The organism is Pseudomonas sp. FG-3G (genome assembly GCF_901007645.1).
GTDB lineage: Bacteria > Pseudomonadota > Gammaproteobacteria > Pseudomonadales > Pseudomonadaceae > Aquipseudomonas > Aquipseudomonas rhizophila.
Map to the genome: position 1 here is coordinate 227,348 of NZ_CAAKGZ010000020.1, position 12,705 is coordinate 240,052.

At 59.5% G+C, this 12,705-nt stretch carries 11 protein-coding genes and 3 pseudogenes; 6 read left to right on the plus strand and 8 right to left on the minus strand.

Annotated features, from left to right (window positions below):
• Positions 1 to 48 precede the first annotated feature (48 nt).
• The 4 genes and pseudogenes from PSEUDOMOFG3G_RS10780 to PSEUDOMOFG3G_RS28005 all read right to left on the minus strand — a co-directional run.
• Positions 49 to 144 (minus strand): annotated as a pseudogene (locus PSEUDOMOFG3G_RS10780) (transposase domain-containing protein); the annotation flags it as partial.
• Positions 145 to 1,155 carry an NAD(P)-dependent alcohol dehydrogenase gene (locus PSEUDOMOFG3G_RS10785; RefSeq protein WP_139049908.1) on the minus strand — a complete coding sequence of 337 codons (1,011 nt, stop codon included), beginning with the start codon at positions 1,153 to 1,155 and terminating at the stop codon, positions 145 to 147.
• Between the two features lie 55 nt (positions 1,156 to 1,210).
• Positions 1,211 to 1,507 (minus strand): helix-turn-helix transcriptional regulator, encoded by a 297-nt coding sequence (locus PSEUDOMOFG3G_RS10790; protein WP_047225704.1) that lies wholly within the window; start codon positions 1,505 to 1,507, stop codon positions 1,211 to 1,213.
• Between the two features lie 277 nt (positions 1,508 to 1,784).
• A pseudogene (locus PSEUDOMOFG3G_RS28005) lies at positions 1,785 to 1,939 on the minus strand (DUF6124 family protein); the annotation flags it as partial.
• A gap of 164 nt (positions 1,940 to 2,103) precedes the next feature.
• Between PSEUDOMOFG3G_RS28005 and PSEUDOMOFG3G_RS10795 the strand changes: the two are divergent.
• Positions 2,104 to 2,505: a GFA family protein gene (locus tag PSEUDOMOFG3G_RS10795; protein WP_076384371.1), complete on the plus strand. Its 402-nt coding sequence runs from the start codon at positions 2,104 to 2,106 to the stop codon at positions 2,503 to 2,505.
• An 85-nt stretch (positions 2,506 to 2,590) separates the two neighbouring features.
• Here PSEUDOMOFG3G_RS10795 and PSEUDOMOFG3G_RS10800 read toward each other — a convergent pair.
• From PSEUDOMOFG3G_RS10800 to PSEUDOMOFG3G_RS10815, 4 genes and pseudogenes are all read right to left on the minus strand, one after another.
• Positions 2,591 to 2,827 (minus strand): annotated as a pseudogene (locus PSEUDOMOFG3G_RS10800) (nucleotidyltransferase family protein); the annotation flags it as partial.
• Between the two features lie 372 nt (positions 2,828 to 3,199).
• Complete coding sequence (locus PSEUDOMOFG3G_RS10805; RefSeq protein ID WP_139049909.1) at positions 3,200 to 4,201, minus strand: NAD(P)H-quinone oxidoreductase; 1,002 nt, start codon at positions 4,199 to 4,201, stop codon at positions 3,200 to 3,202.
• On the minus strand, positions 4,198 to 4,536 hold the full coding sequence (locus tag PSEUDOMOFG3G_RS10810; protein ID WP_047225708.1) for a carboxymuconolactone decarboxylase family protein: 339 nt from the start codon (positions 4,534 to 4,536) through the stop codon (positions 4,198 to 4,200). Before PSEUDOMOFG3G_RS10810 ends, PSEUDOMOFG3G_RS10805 begins: the two co-directional genes overlap by 4 nt.
• 11 nt (positions 4,537 to 4,547) lie before the next feature.
• Positions 4,548 to 5,984, minus strand: a complete 1,437-nt coding sequence (locus PSEUDOMOFG3G_RS10815; protein ID WP_139049910.1) for an NAD-dependent succinate-semialdehyde dehydrogenase — start codon at positions 5,982 to 5,984, stop codon at positions 4,548 to 4,550.
• Between the two features lie 242 nt (positions 5,985 to 6,226).
• Between PSEUDOMOFG3G_RS10815 and PSEUDOMOFG3G_RS10820 the strand changes: the two genes are divergently transcribed.
• The 5 genes from PSEUDOMOFG3G_RS10820 to PSEUDOMOFG3G_RS10840 all read left to right on the plus strand — a co-directional run bounded on the left by PSEUDOMOFG3G_RS10820 (position 6,227) and on the right by PSEUDOMOFG3G_RS10840 (position 12,666).
• A complete protein-coding gene (locus PSEUDOMOFG3G_RS10820; protein WP_047225710.1) occupies positions 6,227 to 7,153 on the plus strand; it encodes a LysR family transcriptional regulator in 927 nt (308 codons plus the stop codon).
• 383 nt (positions 7,154 to 7,536) lie between these two features.
• Positions 7,537 to 8,019, plus strand: coding sequence for a formate dehydrogenase subunit gamma (locus tag PSEUDOMOFG3G_RS10825; RefSeq protein ID WP_047225711.1), 483 nt, complete (start codon positions 7,537 to 7,539; stop codon positions 8,017 to 8,019).
• On the plus strand, positions 8,013 to 9,572 hold the full coding sequence (locus PSEUDOMOFG3G_RS10830) for an NADH-quinone oxidoreductase subunit NuoF (protein ID WP_139049911.1): 1,560 nt from the start codon (positions 8,013 to 8,015) through the stop codon (positions 9,570 to 9,572). Before PSEUDOMOFG3G_RS10825 ends, PSEUDOMOFG3G_RS10830 begins: the two co-directional genes overlap by 7 nt.
• On the plus strand, positions 9,569 to 12,445 hold the full coding sequence (gene fdhF / locus PSEUDOMOFG3G_RS10835; RefSeq protein ID WP_076384379.1) for a formate dehydrogenase subunit alpha: 2,877 nt from the start codon (positions 9,569 to 9,571) through the stop codon (positions 12,443 to 12,445). Before PSEUDOMOFG3G_RS10830 ends, fdhF begins: the two co-directional genes overlap by 4 nt.
• Positions 12,442 to 12,666: a formate dehydrogenase subunit delta gene (locus PSEUDOMOFG3G_RS10840; RefSeq protein WP_139049912.1), complete on the plus strand. Its 225-nt coding sequence runs from the start codon at positions 12,442 to 12,444 to the stop codon at positions 12,664 to 12,666. The genes fdhF and PSEUDOMOFG3G_RS10840 overlap by 4 nt, the downstream gene beginning before the upstream one ends.
• Positions 12,667 to 12,705: the final 39 nt, after the last annotated feature.

The following is a 12,705-nucleotide window of genomic DNA, read 5'->3' on the forward strand; positions in this document are numbered from 1 at the left end:
CTCGGCGGTGTTTTCACACAGCCTGGACCCCTTGCTGCCGGTTGTGACAGGCAGCAAGGGGCCAATCTCTCTCGTGCGCTGCGTCGGCAGCCGTGGCAGCAGATCTTTGAGATAGGCATACGGATCATGCCCATGCATGCGTGCTTAGATATCCAGGCAAATTTTGCCGAAATGCTGGTTGGTTTCCTGATACTTGAACGCTTCGACAATCTCGCTCATAGGGAAATGACGATCAATAATCGGGCGCATGCCATTAGCATTGATGGCTCGGATCATGTCCTGCTGCTGGCTGCGGCTACCCACCAATACACCCTGCAGACGCACTTGCTTGATCAGTGCCGGTACAAAATTCATTGCACCGCTTACGCCACTCAATATGCCGATGACGGAGATGTGACCAGCAACCCGAATTGCACTCATCGATTGCTCAAGCGTCGCAGGGCCGCCGACTTCGATGATGTGGTCAACACCACGGCCACCCGTTAGCGCGCGTGCAGTTTCGCCCCAGTTGAGGTCTTTGCGGTAATTGATCACATGATCAGCGCCTAGCGCTTTCAGACGTTCAAGTTTTTCGTCGCTTGAAGAGGTCGCAATAACGGTAGCGCCGGCCATTTTAGCGAACTGCAGGGCGAAAATTGAAACGCCACCAGTGCCTTGGACGAGCACGGTGTCGCCCGGCTTGAGTGAGTCATCGGCCATCAGGGCGCGCCATGCAGTCAGGCCAGCGGTGGTAAGCGTCGACGCTTCAGCATGGCTGTAGCCAATAGGCGCGAGGGTGAACGATGTGGCGTGGGCCGTTACTTGCTCACGAGCGTAGCCGTCAATGCCATCACCTGGCACGCTGACAAAGCCTTCAACCAGTGGCGTACCGTTGATCCATTCCGGGAAGAAGGTGCTGACGACCGAGTCACCTACCTTGAATTCAGTGACATCTGGGCCGACAGCAATGACTTCACCTGCACCATCGGCCATGGGGATGCGTTTTTCGCTAGGGCCCCACATACCGCTGACCACCGCGAAGTCGTGGTAGTTGAGCGAGTTTGCATGAAGACGTACGGTGATTTCGCCACGCGCTGCGGCTCGGACTTCGCTGCTGCCAACCACAACCTTTTCATAGCCGCCACCGGGTTCAACGAAGATAGTTTTGCTGCTCATAGGGGTTCCCTCATGCTTTCTCATTACGCGAAATAACGAAATGAATGTTTAAAAATTACAATTCGATGATCAGCCTAGCCGCAAAGTCATTAATCGCCTGCTCATTGCGCCGGTAGTAAGTCCATTTTCCGATGCGGGTGGTCAGCACGAAGCCTGCACGTTGCAAGATAGCTAAATGTGCAGACGCAGTAGAAGGTGAAAGCCCGGCCTTGTGCTGCAAATGGGTGACGCACACGCCTATCGCAGGATCGCCATGATCCTGTGGGGGGAAATTACTGAGTGGGTCTTTGAGCCACTCCATCATTTGCATGCGAGTGTCATTGCCCAGGGCTTTGAGCTGTTCGAGTATCATGGGCGGCAATGCTACGCTTTTTTACGAAATGTTCAATAAGTAATCTATGGTCCCGCGCAAAGGGTTGAAATCAAAAACGCATCCAGCTGAATCGACCCCGCTCCGGTAGACATCCCCGGTCTATGCCTGAACGACTGCTTCTGGCCGCAAGCCGACTCTCGCAATCAACGGTTCTCGCTGTTTTTCACTCGCAGTTTGAGCAGAGTGACAGTGAGACGAAATAAAACAAACCCGAGACAAGATACCGGGTTTGTTTCATTAGCAGGATGCTCACCTGCTATCGCGGATCCACGTTTTCCAGCACCCGGTTCGCCAGCATCGCACTCAGTTCGATCAGTTGCTGAATGCCGAGGGCAGCGTGACGTCGTGAACCATCCAGCTCGAAGCCAGGTCGCTAACCATTGCATCGGCTGAGGCCAGGGTCTCGCTAAGCAACGAACCATGCTCCGCGGAACGCGTACATTTTCGTGGCGAAAGCTTGACCACGCTCGGAGACGCTGCGGTCCTAAGCCGGATGACCTCCGTTCAGAAATGGCCTGTCGACTGACTAGGCCTGGACAGTTACGCTGACGTTTTTCACCGGCACGGATGAACTTATGCCAGAGGTTTACCAAGGAAGCTGCCTGTGCGCAGCCGTCAGTTATGAACTGCTCGCCCCACCGAAAGCAGTGAGTCATTGTTATTGCAGTCAGTGTCGCAAAAGTCACGGAGCAGCGTTTGCTTCCTACGGCAGCGTTCCGCGTAACGCGCTTCGAATACTCAGTGGCGCCACCAGCATCAAAACCTATGCATCTTCACGGACGGTATTACGAGAGTTCTGCGTGCAGTGCGGTTCGACGCTGTTCTGGTCACGTTCTCAAGGGGAGTTTGCCAGCTGGGTTTCGGTAGCACTGGGTACCCTCGATACGCCTTTTCTGCCCCAAAAGCAGAAACACGTTCATTTCGATAGCGCAGCTCCTTGGTACACACTGTCGCAGGAACGCTTGGGCAGCCAGTAAAGTCATCAATATCGATATGTCTCACGCTGGGAAGGTGAGAGGGTATGCGCCTTTTGCTTGGCCGGGATAGGCCAAGCGCTCCGATTCAACTTTGGATTTCTACGATCCTGAGCCAAGGCCAGCGAGCCTGATAACTTTTCGCCTTCTGATCGAACAGATCCGGCTTGGGATTCTTTGGGTTGATGCGAAGGAGTCCTTGCTCGGTGTCGGTCAGGCCGTAGGGAGCATAGACTTCGCCAGTTTCTATATCCAAACCAATGCACGTACCCGAAACCAGGTAGCGATCAACTCCGTCTTTAGCCGACTGAAGCTGGGGATAGTCCCATACCGTTAAAGCAACGACGAACAAAAGGGGCACCGCTGCCAGAGGGCATGAAACAGTGGGCGGCTGCGTTGATGAGTTTGAAGTTCGATAGGGGTAAGAAATGGCGAATCAACCCGACCCCGAGTCATGCATGTTGCGCCATGAGGTGCAGGGGGAAGCCTCAACAGGGGAAACCTATGGGCCAGGAAATGAGCCGGGTAATCAGGAGTCCGGGATGCCGATGCTGTTATCCGAGTTACTGAGAAGGCGAATACGACCGTAGTACCTGAGAAGCTATGGAACAACGGGCCTAGTCCTGTGAAGATGGTTTTTCATCCTGAAGGGTGCCCACCAGGGGCACCGTTTCAGTTCTATCGCAAGACGCCAGACTCAAGCCAAGTCTTCAGGCTGCATGGTCAAAATGATTTTCCCGACGTTCTTGCAAGATTCCATCCGGCGATGTGCATCGGCGGCACGTGATAACGGGAACGTGCTGTCAACGACAGGCTCGAGGCTTGCAGCGCCATCGAAGCGATCAAGCCAATGCTCACGGAAGCGCCTGATCATGTCGTGCTTCTCCGGCTGCGTGCGGGACTTCATGACCGTGCCAATGATTTGCAAGTGACGGTAGAGGATATGCTCCAGCTCTATAGTTACTTTGCCGCCACCGCCGAGGATGCCAACCTGAATCAGGCGGCCGCCATGCGCAAGGGACGCGACGTTGCGTGCGAAGTAGGGCTCGCCGACGAAGTCGATGACGATATCGACGCCTCGACCGTTGGTTTTATCGGCAATGACTTCGGCGAAGTCCTGTGTCTTATAGTCAATCGCGACATCTGCCCCCAAGTGTTCGACGCGAGACAACTTGCTGCCTTCAGTTGTCGCATACACCGTGGCGCCTGTGGCGTAAGCCAGCTGCACGGCGGCAGACCCAACGCCTCCAGCAGCAGCGTGAATCAGCACCGAATCGCTGGCCTTGAGCCGAGCCAGATGCATCATCGCTTCATGGGCAGTGACGAAGACCTCCGGAATTGCTGCCGCGTGCACATAGTCCAGCTGGGCAGGGATGTGCATGGCCATGCGGTAGTCGATTCGAGCCAGTTCGGCATAGGCGCCGCCTCCAACAACGCCCATCACTCGATCACCCACCTCAAATCCGATCACCTCACTGCCTGCATCGATCACCTCTCCGGCGATCTCCAGCCCGATGATCAGGGAGTCGCCGAAATTAGGATGGCCATAGCCACCCGTTCGATGAGTCAGATCCGCACGGTTTACCCCCGCGGCATAGACACGCACTAGCAGGTCGGTAGGACGCACTTCAGGAGTGGCAACCTCTGCGAGTTCCAGAACGTCTGCGGCACCAAATTCTCTGATGTTGATGGCTTTCATGCTTGGTTGTTCTCCGATTCGGTAAACGTGGCGTTGGCGATAGCAGACGCGGTAATGGCGCCAGGGAATCCCACGTAGAAAGCCAGGTGCGTGATCGCCGCTGCAATTTCGTCATGGTTAACGCCATTGCCCACCGCCCGGCGTAAATGAGCGGGCAATTCTTCCGAGTGGCCCCCGGCGATCAATGCGGCCACGGTGATCAGGCTGCGGTCGCGGGGGGACAATGCCGGATCGCTCCAGATCTGCGGATAAAGCGTTGAGTCGACGAACTGCGACAGCTTGGGAGTGAATGCGCGCGCCGCCTCGCGGGGACTGCTGAAATTGATCTTGGACATGGGAATTACCCTTAAACCTGGCTGATGAATTTGTGGGTCAGATAGTGCTCGATGCCTTCAATGCCGCCTTCCGAGCCATGACCGCTTTCTTTCATGCCGCCGAACGGAAGCTCGGTGGCGACGATGCGGTATTGGTTGATCCCGATCATTCCGGCCTCCAATCCGTCAGCGACGTCAATGGCGGTTCGTGCACTGGATGTGAATGCGTACGCTGAGAGCCCGTAGGGCAGGCGGTTTGCTTCTTTCAGTCCATCCGCCAATTCATCGAACGGCATCAGCACTGCGATCGGGCCAAAGGGTTCTTCGTGCATGACTCGGGCGTTCAGCGGCACATCCGCCAGAACGGTGGGCTGGAAGAAGAAGCCTTCACGTGACAAGGCTTCGCCCCCGACCAATACCCGAGCACCTTTCTCGACGGCATCGGCCACCAGTTCTTCCATCTTTGCCAATTGCCTTGGGTTGGCCAAAGGGCCCACTTGAGTGTCTGGATGCAGGCCATCACCGATTCTCAGGGCTTTGGTTGCAGCGACAAAATGATCGACAAAAGCTTGATAGGCACCGCGCTGGATCAGAAAACGAGTGGATGAAATGCACACCTGTCCGGTCCCGCGAAACCGATTCGCGACACCTTCGGTTGCAGCCTTTTCAATATCTGCATCTGCGAATACGAGCACGGGGCCGTGCCCACCCAACTCAAGGGTGATGGGCTTAACGCCTTCGGCAGCTCGGGCAGATAACAGGCGACCGATGGGCACTGAGCCGGTAAAGGTGACTTTGCGAATGATCGGTGAGGCGATCAGATGGCTGGACACTTGATCCGGTACGCCGAAGACCACCTGCAGCACCCCTTTGGGCAAGCCTGCGTCGTCGAGCGCACGAGCCAGGGCCAGCGCTGTGGAAGGACTTTCTTCACCTGGCTTGAGGATAACGCTGCACCCGGCGGCCAAGGCTGCCGAGAGCTTGCGGGCTGGAGTAATGGCCGGGAAGTTCCAGGGTGTGAACGCTGCCACTGGGCCGATGGCCTGGCGTTTGACCAGTTGCAGTACGCCAGGACGGTTGGCGGGTACCACGCGGCCATCAATACGCCGGGCACTCTCGGCGAACCACTCGAAGTATTCCGCCGCACGTATCACTTCATCCATGCTTTCACCCAGCGGCTTGCCTTCTTCCAGTGTCATTTGCGCGGCGATGTGCGGTGCTCGTTCAATGATCAGGTCGGCGGCCCGCTTGAGGATTTTTGCGCGTTTGTCAGGTACGGTCTGGCGCCATTGTTCGAAGCTCAGTCGAGCCACCTCAAGGGCGTTATCAAGGTCACCTGCGGTGGCGAGGGGGACGCGCCCGATCATCCGTCCGGTTGCCGGGTTAACGACAGCAGCAGTGTCGCGCCCTTGGTCACTGATCCATTCACCACCGATGAAAAGATAAAGCGGGTCGTAGGGAGTGTTCATGATGTGGCCTTCATTTGGTTGTCAGGGTTTGGTATGACGCTCGGCGCCTGAGTGGCTGTGCCGCAGGCCTGTTGAGGCGGCCTGTGCAACCAAGTCTATGGAAGGCGACACCGTTGATTTAGTCGGCCCAGAGGGAATCATTGTTGTCAGCAGAGGTAATATCGAGCATCGGGCCGAGCGTGTAGCATCATGGAAAAATGCGTGTTTTCACGGGTATGCGTCAGATCTGAAGGAAGGTCGCAATGGATAAGCTTTCGAACATGTCGGTCTACATAAAGGTTGTCGAGATGGGCAGTTTCACTGCCGTGGCAAATCATCTGGACTCCACAGTAGGTAACGTATCGCGTGCTGTTTCTGCGCTCGAAAACGTGCTCGATGCGCGTCTGTTGCAACGCTCGACCCGGCGCCTGTCGGTCACTGATGCGGGGCGGCGGTTCTATGAGCGGTGCACGAAAATTCTGGCTGATCTTGAGAGTGCGGAAGCCGAAGCAAGCAACGCGGCCTTGCAGCCCAGGGGAACACTCCGTGTGCATTGTGTACCCGGACTGGCTCGGCATCTGGTCACGGGAGCCGTGCTGGAATACCGCAAACATTTTCCGGATGTCACTGTGGATCTATTGCTTTCCCAGCGCATGCCTAACCTGCTTGAAGACCAGCTCGATGTCTCGATTCTGATTGCCCGAACGCTGCCTGATTCGGCGTATGTCAGCCAAAAGATCGGTGTCAGCCATTGCGTTCTGGTGGCGTCACCAGACTATCTGGCTCGACATGCGCCGCCCGTGACGCCGAAGGATCTCGATGATCACCAGTGTCTGCTGCTGGGCACCGTGGACTATGTCAGGGATGAGTGGCAACTGAAGAGCAAGGCGGGCGACGCGACATTTGTCCCTGCCGGGCCAAGTTTCAGCGTGAACGATATGGATGCGATGGCGGTGGCTATTCGGGAGGGGGCTGGAATTGGGTTGCTGGCCGGGTTTACGGCCGTCGAGGATTTGCGCTCCGGGAAGCTGGTGCGGGTTCTGCCTGACTTCCATACGTATGAGCGCAACGTCTATGCCATCTACAACTCACGACAGTTTGTCGATGCAAAAATCACCCGCTTCATCGACACGTTAAAGGATCGGGTTGGTCGTCAATTGGCAGCCACCGCTCAGGAGCTCATCCATTGAAATACCGCGAGTCATAAGTATTTTCACCTCGACAAGACAACTTTCGAGCAACTCGCCTAAGCGCAAGGATATGTAGCCCCCCAAAAACCACCACCGGTAGCATCGACTGGCCAATACCCAATAGTGAATTAAGCTATGAGGGCTGACCGCCTCCCGGCTCAAGTCGCTTTCAGGACACGTTAAGTCGTCTGTGTGCAATCGCCGCCCCCCGGGAGTGGCAAGCTGTAACGATGCCCCGGACCTGGTGCGCCTAGACACTTGGCCGGAGAGCGAGAATGGTGACTGGATCAGCCACGCGTCCGTGACGTGGCCCGGCACCGCAGCCAAGACTCCGGACGGTCGTCGCGTTGCGGCGGTATCGTTCGAGATGCCGAGGTACGTTTATGCCTGATGAGACGCTTCACCTGCCTCTGATTCATAGCGTGTTGCAGCGCGAAAAGGACACTCCCGGTGCCTTGCTGCCGATTCTCCACGCCATCCAGGAAGGCTGCGGGTACGTTCCCGACGCCGCCGTCCCGGAGATTGCCCATGCCTTGAACCTCAGCCAGGCTGAAGTGCGCGGCGTAATCAGCTTCTACCACGACTTCCGTACCTCGCCGCCGGCGCGCCACACGCTGCGTCTGTGCCGGGCCGAGTCCTGCCAGAGCATGGGGGCCGAGGGCCTGGCTGCGCAGTTGCGTGAGCAATTGGCGCTGGATGACCATGGCACCAGTGCCGATGGCAGCATCAGCCTGCGTCCCGTCTATTGCCTGGGTGCCTGCGTCTGTTCACCTGCTCTGGAACTGGACGGCGAGCTGCATGCACGGTTAACCCCCGAACGCTTGCGCGAGCTGGTGAAGGGCTGTCTGGAGGAGGGCGCATGCTGAAGCTCTGTATCCCCCGTGATTCAGTGGCCCGCGCCGTGGGGGCGGACAAGGTTGCCGTGGCGCTGGTGAGTGAGGCCGAGCGTCGACAACTGCCGCTTGAACTGCGCCGCACCAGCTCCCGTGGGCTCTATTGGTTGGAGCCAATGCTGGAGCTTGAAACCGCCGAGGGCCGGCTGGGCTTTGGCCCGATCACGCCGCAAGACGTGCCGAGCCTGCTCGATGCCCTGGCGGGAGATCCCGCCAGTCATCCGTTGGCCTTGGGGCTGGTCGAGGAAATTCCGTACCTCAAAAGCCAGCAGCGTCTGCTGTTTGCGCGTGCCGGCATCACTCAACCGCTGTCCCTGGACGATTACCGTGCCCAAGGTGGCTTTCTTGGGCTTGCGCGGGCGATCCAGATGGACGGCGCCGACGTGGTCGCCAGCGTGCTCGATTCCGGCCTGCGTGGCCGCGGTGGCGCGGCGTTCCCGGCGGGCATCAAGTGGCGCACCGTTCGCGACGCGGTAGGCGCACAGAAGTATGTGGTGTGTAACGCCGATGAGGGCGACTCCGGCACGTTTGCCGACCGTATGCTGATGGAAGGCGATCCGTTCCTTTTGATCGAAGGCATGATTATCGCGGGTATCGCGGTCGGCGCGACCATGGGCTACATCTACGTGCGTTCGGAGTACCCGGACGCGGTAGCTACCCTCAATGCCGCCCTGGGCATCGCTCGCCAGGCGGGTTATCTGGGGACGAACGTGGGCGGCAGCGGGCGCGCGTTCGAGCTGGAAGTCCGGGTGGGCGCGGGGGCCTACATCTGTGGTGAGGAAACCGCCTTGCTGGAATCGCTGGAGGGCAAGCGCGGCACCGTTCGCGCCAAACCGCCATTGCCGGCGCTGCAAGGTTTGTTCGGGCTGCCGACACTGGTCCACAACGTGCTGACCCTGGCCTCGGTGCCCGTGATCCTGGAGAAGGGCGCACAGTTTTACCGTGATTTCGGCATGGGCCGTTCCTTGGGCACGATGCCTTTTCAACTGGCGGGCAACATCCGTCACGGCGGCCTGGTAGAGCGCGCCTTCGGTTTGAGCCTGCGTGAGCTGGTGGAAGGTTATGGGGGCGGTACCGCCAGTGGTCGGCCGCTCAAGGCCGCGCAAGTGGGCGGGCCGTTGGGTGCCTGGGTGCCGCCTTCGCAGTTCGACACGCCGCTGGACTACGAGGCATTCGCCGCCATGGGCGCCATGCTCGGCCACGGTGGAGTGGTGGTTGCCGACGACAGCCTGGACATGGCCCGGATGGCCCGTTTTGCCTTGCAGTTCTGCGCCGAGGAATCCTGCGGCAAGTGCACGCCGTGCCGGATCGGTTCCACCCGTGGCGTGGAAGTGGTGGACCGCTTGATCGCCAGCACCGATGCCGCTGCGCGCCAGGAGCAGGCACTGCTGCTGCAAGACCTTTGCGACACCATGCAGTACGGCTCGCTCTGCGCCCTGGGTGGGATGACTTCCTTTCCCGTCGGCAGCGCCCTCAAGCATTTTCCCGCCGACTTCGGTCTGGCGACCACGGAGGCCGACCAATGATCAATATCTTCGACCCAAGCAGCGATATCGACCTTGGCACCCCGGCACGTGAAAGCGACGTGCAGGTCAGCCTGACCATTGATGGCCGCGAAATCAGCGTCGCCTCTGGCACCTCGGTGATGCGTGCGGCGGCCATGCTCGGCACCACCATTCCAAAACTCTGCGCCACCGACAGCCTGGAAGCCTTCGGCTCCTGCCGCATGTGCCTGGTGGAGATCGACGGTATGCGTGGCTACCCGGCCTCCTGCACCACGCCGGTGACACAAGGCATGGTGGTGCGCACCCAAACGTCCAGACTGGCCGATCTGCGGCGCAACGTGATGGAAATGTACATTTCCGATCACCCGCTGGACTGCCTGACGTGCGCCGCCAACGGCAACTGTGAATTGCAGACGGTGGCGGGGCAGGTGGGCCTGCGCGAGGTGCGCTACGGCTACGAGGGTGCCAATCACCTGGCCGAAGCCAAGGACGTCTCCAACCCTTATTTCGAGTATGACCCGAGCAAATGCATCGTCTGTAACCGTTGTGTGCGCGCCTGTGAGGAAATCCAGGGCACGTTTGCCCTGACCATCACCGGCCGCGGCTTCGATTCCCGCGTGGCGGCGGCCGGCGGTGACAACTTCCTCGACTCCGAATGCGTCTCCTGCGGCGCCTGTGTCCAGGCCTGCCCGACGGCGACCCTGATCGACAAGAGCGTTGTGGAGATCGGCCAGCCGGAGCGCAGCGTCATCACCACCTGTGCCTATTGCGGTGTAGGCTGCTCCTTCCGCGCCGAAATGAAAGGCGAGCAACTGGTGCGCATGGTCCCGGACAAGAACGGCCAGGCCAACCATGGCCACTCCTGCGTCAAGGGCCGTTTCGCCTGGGGTTACGCCACCCACCCAGACCGCATCACCAAACCGATGATCCGCAAGCACATCAGCGACCCGTGGCAGGAAGTCAGCTGGGAAGAGGCGGTCAACTACGCGGCCAGCGAATTACGGCGTATCCAGCTCAAATACGGGCGCGACTCCATCGGTGGCATCACCTCCAGCCGCTGCACCAACGAAGAAACCTACCTGGTGCAGAAACTGGTGCGCACCGCTTTCGGCAACAACAACGTCGACACGTGCGCCAGGGTCTGCCATTCGCCCACCGGTTATGGCCTCAAGCAGACCTTGGGCGAATCCGCCGGCACCCAGAATTTCGACTCGGTGATGAAGGCCGACGTGATCCTGGTGATGGGCGCCAACCCCACCGACGCACACCCGGTGTTCGGCTCCCAGCTCAAGCGTCGCTTGCGCCAGGGCGCGCGGCTGATCGTCATCGACCCGCGTCGTATCGATCTGGTGGACTCACCCCATGCCCGTGCCGAACTGCACTTGCAACTGCGTCCGGGGACCAACGTGGCCATGCTCAACGCGCTGGCCCATGTGATTGTCACTGAGGGGCTGGTCAACCAGCCTTTTGTCGAGGAGCGCTGCGAGGCGGCGGACTTCGCCCGGTGGCGCGACTTCGTCAGCCAGCCGGAAAACTCGCCCGAAGTCCTCGGACCGGTGTGTGGCGTGCCCGCCGAGCAGATCCGCGCCGCCGCGCGGCTTTACGCCAGCGTGGACAATGCCGCTATCTACTACGGCCTCGGTGTCACCGAACACAGTCAGGGCAGCACCTCGGTGATGGGTATCGCCAACCTGGCCATGGTCACCGGCAATATTGGCCGCGAAGGGGTCGGGGTGAATCCGCTGCGCGGGCAGAACAACGTCCAGGGTTCCTGCGACATGGGTTCTTTCCCCCACGAGCTGCCGGGCTATCGGCACATTTCCAACGAGACGGTACGCGCCCAGTTCGAACAGGCCTGGAACGTGACGCTGCAACCTGATCCAGGGCTGCGCATTCCCAATATGTTCGAAGCGGCCCTGGACGGGACCTTCAAGGCGCTTTACTGCCAGGGCGAGGATATCGCCCAGAGTGACCCGAACACCCAGCATGTGACCGCGGCACTGTCGGCCATGGAATGCGTGGTGGTGCAGGATATCTTCCTCAACGAGACGGCCAAGTTCGCCCATGTGTTCCTGCCGGGCAGCTCGTTCCTTGAGAAGGACGGCACCTTCACCAACGCCGAGCGCCGCATTTCCCGCGTGCGCAAGGTGATGGAACCGCTGGCCGGTAAGGCCGACTGGGAAGCCACCGTGGCCCTGGCCGATGCCTTGGGCTACAAGATGCACTACAACCATCCTTCGCAGATCATGGACGAGATCGCTCGCCTGACCCCCACCTTCAGCCGCGTCAGCTACGCCGAACTGGATCGTCACGGCAGCCTGCAATGGCCGTGTAACGACGCCGCGCCCGACGGCACGCCGACCATGCACATCGAGCAGTTCGTGCGTGGCAAGGGACGCTTCATGCTCACCGGCTATGTACCCACCGAGGAGAAGGTCAACAGCCGTTATCCGTTGCTACTGACCACCGGGCGGATCCTTAGCCAGTACAACGTCGGCGCCCAGACCCGACGCACCGACAACGTGGCCTGGCACGAGGAAGACCGGCTGGAAATTCATCCGACTGATGCCGAAAACCGCGGTATCGTCGAGGGCGACTGGGTCGGTATCGGCAGTCGCGCCGGGCAGACCGTGCTGCGTGCGAAAGTCACCGAGCGGGTGGCGCCAGGGGTGGTCTACACCACCTTCCACTTCCCCGAATCGGGCGCCAACGTCATCACCACCGACAACTCCGACTGGGCCACCAACTGCCCGGAATACAAAGTGACGGCGGTCGAGATCGTGCGGGTCAGCCAGCCTTCCGAATGGCAGAAGCGCTACCAGGCCTTCAGTGATGAACAGGGACGTCTGCTCAGAGAGCGTCGCCATGCCGAGAAAGCCGAGGTGCGGCGATGAGTTCCGAAAGCCTGATCAAGATGGCCAACCAGATCGCGCAGTACTTCGCCAGTGAACCGGATCACGCACAGGCGGTGAACGGCGTGCGCCAACACATGAAGAACTTCTGGACGCCGGCCATGCGTCGCCAGTTGAGTGCTTGGCAAACCGAGCATCCAGGCGCAGTACTGCATCCTTTGGTGCTGGCGGCACTGATGGAAACGACAGAGGGGGCGGTCTAGCGGGGCCTGCGATGGCGGGAACGGGCACAGCCCTGGCCG

Coding starts and splice junctions, on each gene's coding strand:
- fdhF (WP_076384379.1), top strand. CDS start 9,569: ATGATCAATATCTTCGACCCAAGCAGCGATATCGACCTTGGCACCCCG.
- PSEUDOMOFG3G_RS10840 (WP_139049912.1), top strand. CDS start 12,442: ATGAGTTCCGAAAGCCTGATCAAGATGGCCAACCAGATCGCGCAGTAC.
- PSEUDOMOFG3G_RS10825 (WP_047225711.1), top strand. CDS start 7,537: ATGCCTGATGAGACGCTTCACCTGCCTCTGATTCATAGCGTGTTGCAG.
- PSEUDOMOFG3G_RS10820 (WP_047225710.1), top strand. CDS start 6,227: ATGGATAAGCTTTCGAACATGTCGGTCTACATAAAGGTTGTCGAGATG.
- PSEUDOMOFG3G_RS10805 (WP_139049909.1), bottom strand. CDS start 4,201: ATGAAAGCCATCAACATCAGAGAATTTGGTGCCGCAGACGTTCTGGAA.
- PSEUDOMOFG3G_RS10815 (WP_139049910.1), bottom strand. CDS start 5,984: ATGAACACTCCCTACGACCCGCTTTATCTTTTCATCGGTGGTGAATGG.
- PSEUDOMOFG3G_RS10785 (WP_139049908.1), bottom strand. CDS start 1,155: ATGAGCAGCAAAACTATCTTCGTTGAACCCGGTGGCGGCTATGAAAAG.
- PSEUDOMOFG3G_RS10790 (WP_047225704.1), bottom strand. CDS start 1,507: ATGATACTCGAACAGCTCAAAGCCCTGGGCAATGACACTCGCATGCAA.
- PSEUDOMOFG3G_RS10810 (WP_047225708.1), bottom strand. CDS start 4,536: ATGTCCAAGATCAATTTCAGCAGTCCCCGCGAGGCGGCGCGCGCATTC.
- PSEUDOMOFG3G_RS10830 (WP_139049911.1), top strand. CDS start 8,013: ATGCTGAAGCTCTGTATCCCCCGTGATTCAGTGGCCCGCGCCGTGGGG.
- PSEUDOMOFG3G_RS10795 (WP_076384371.1), top strand. CDS start 2,104: ATGCCAGAGGTTTACCAAGGAAGCTGCCTGTGCGCAGCCGTCAGTTAT.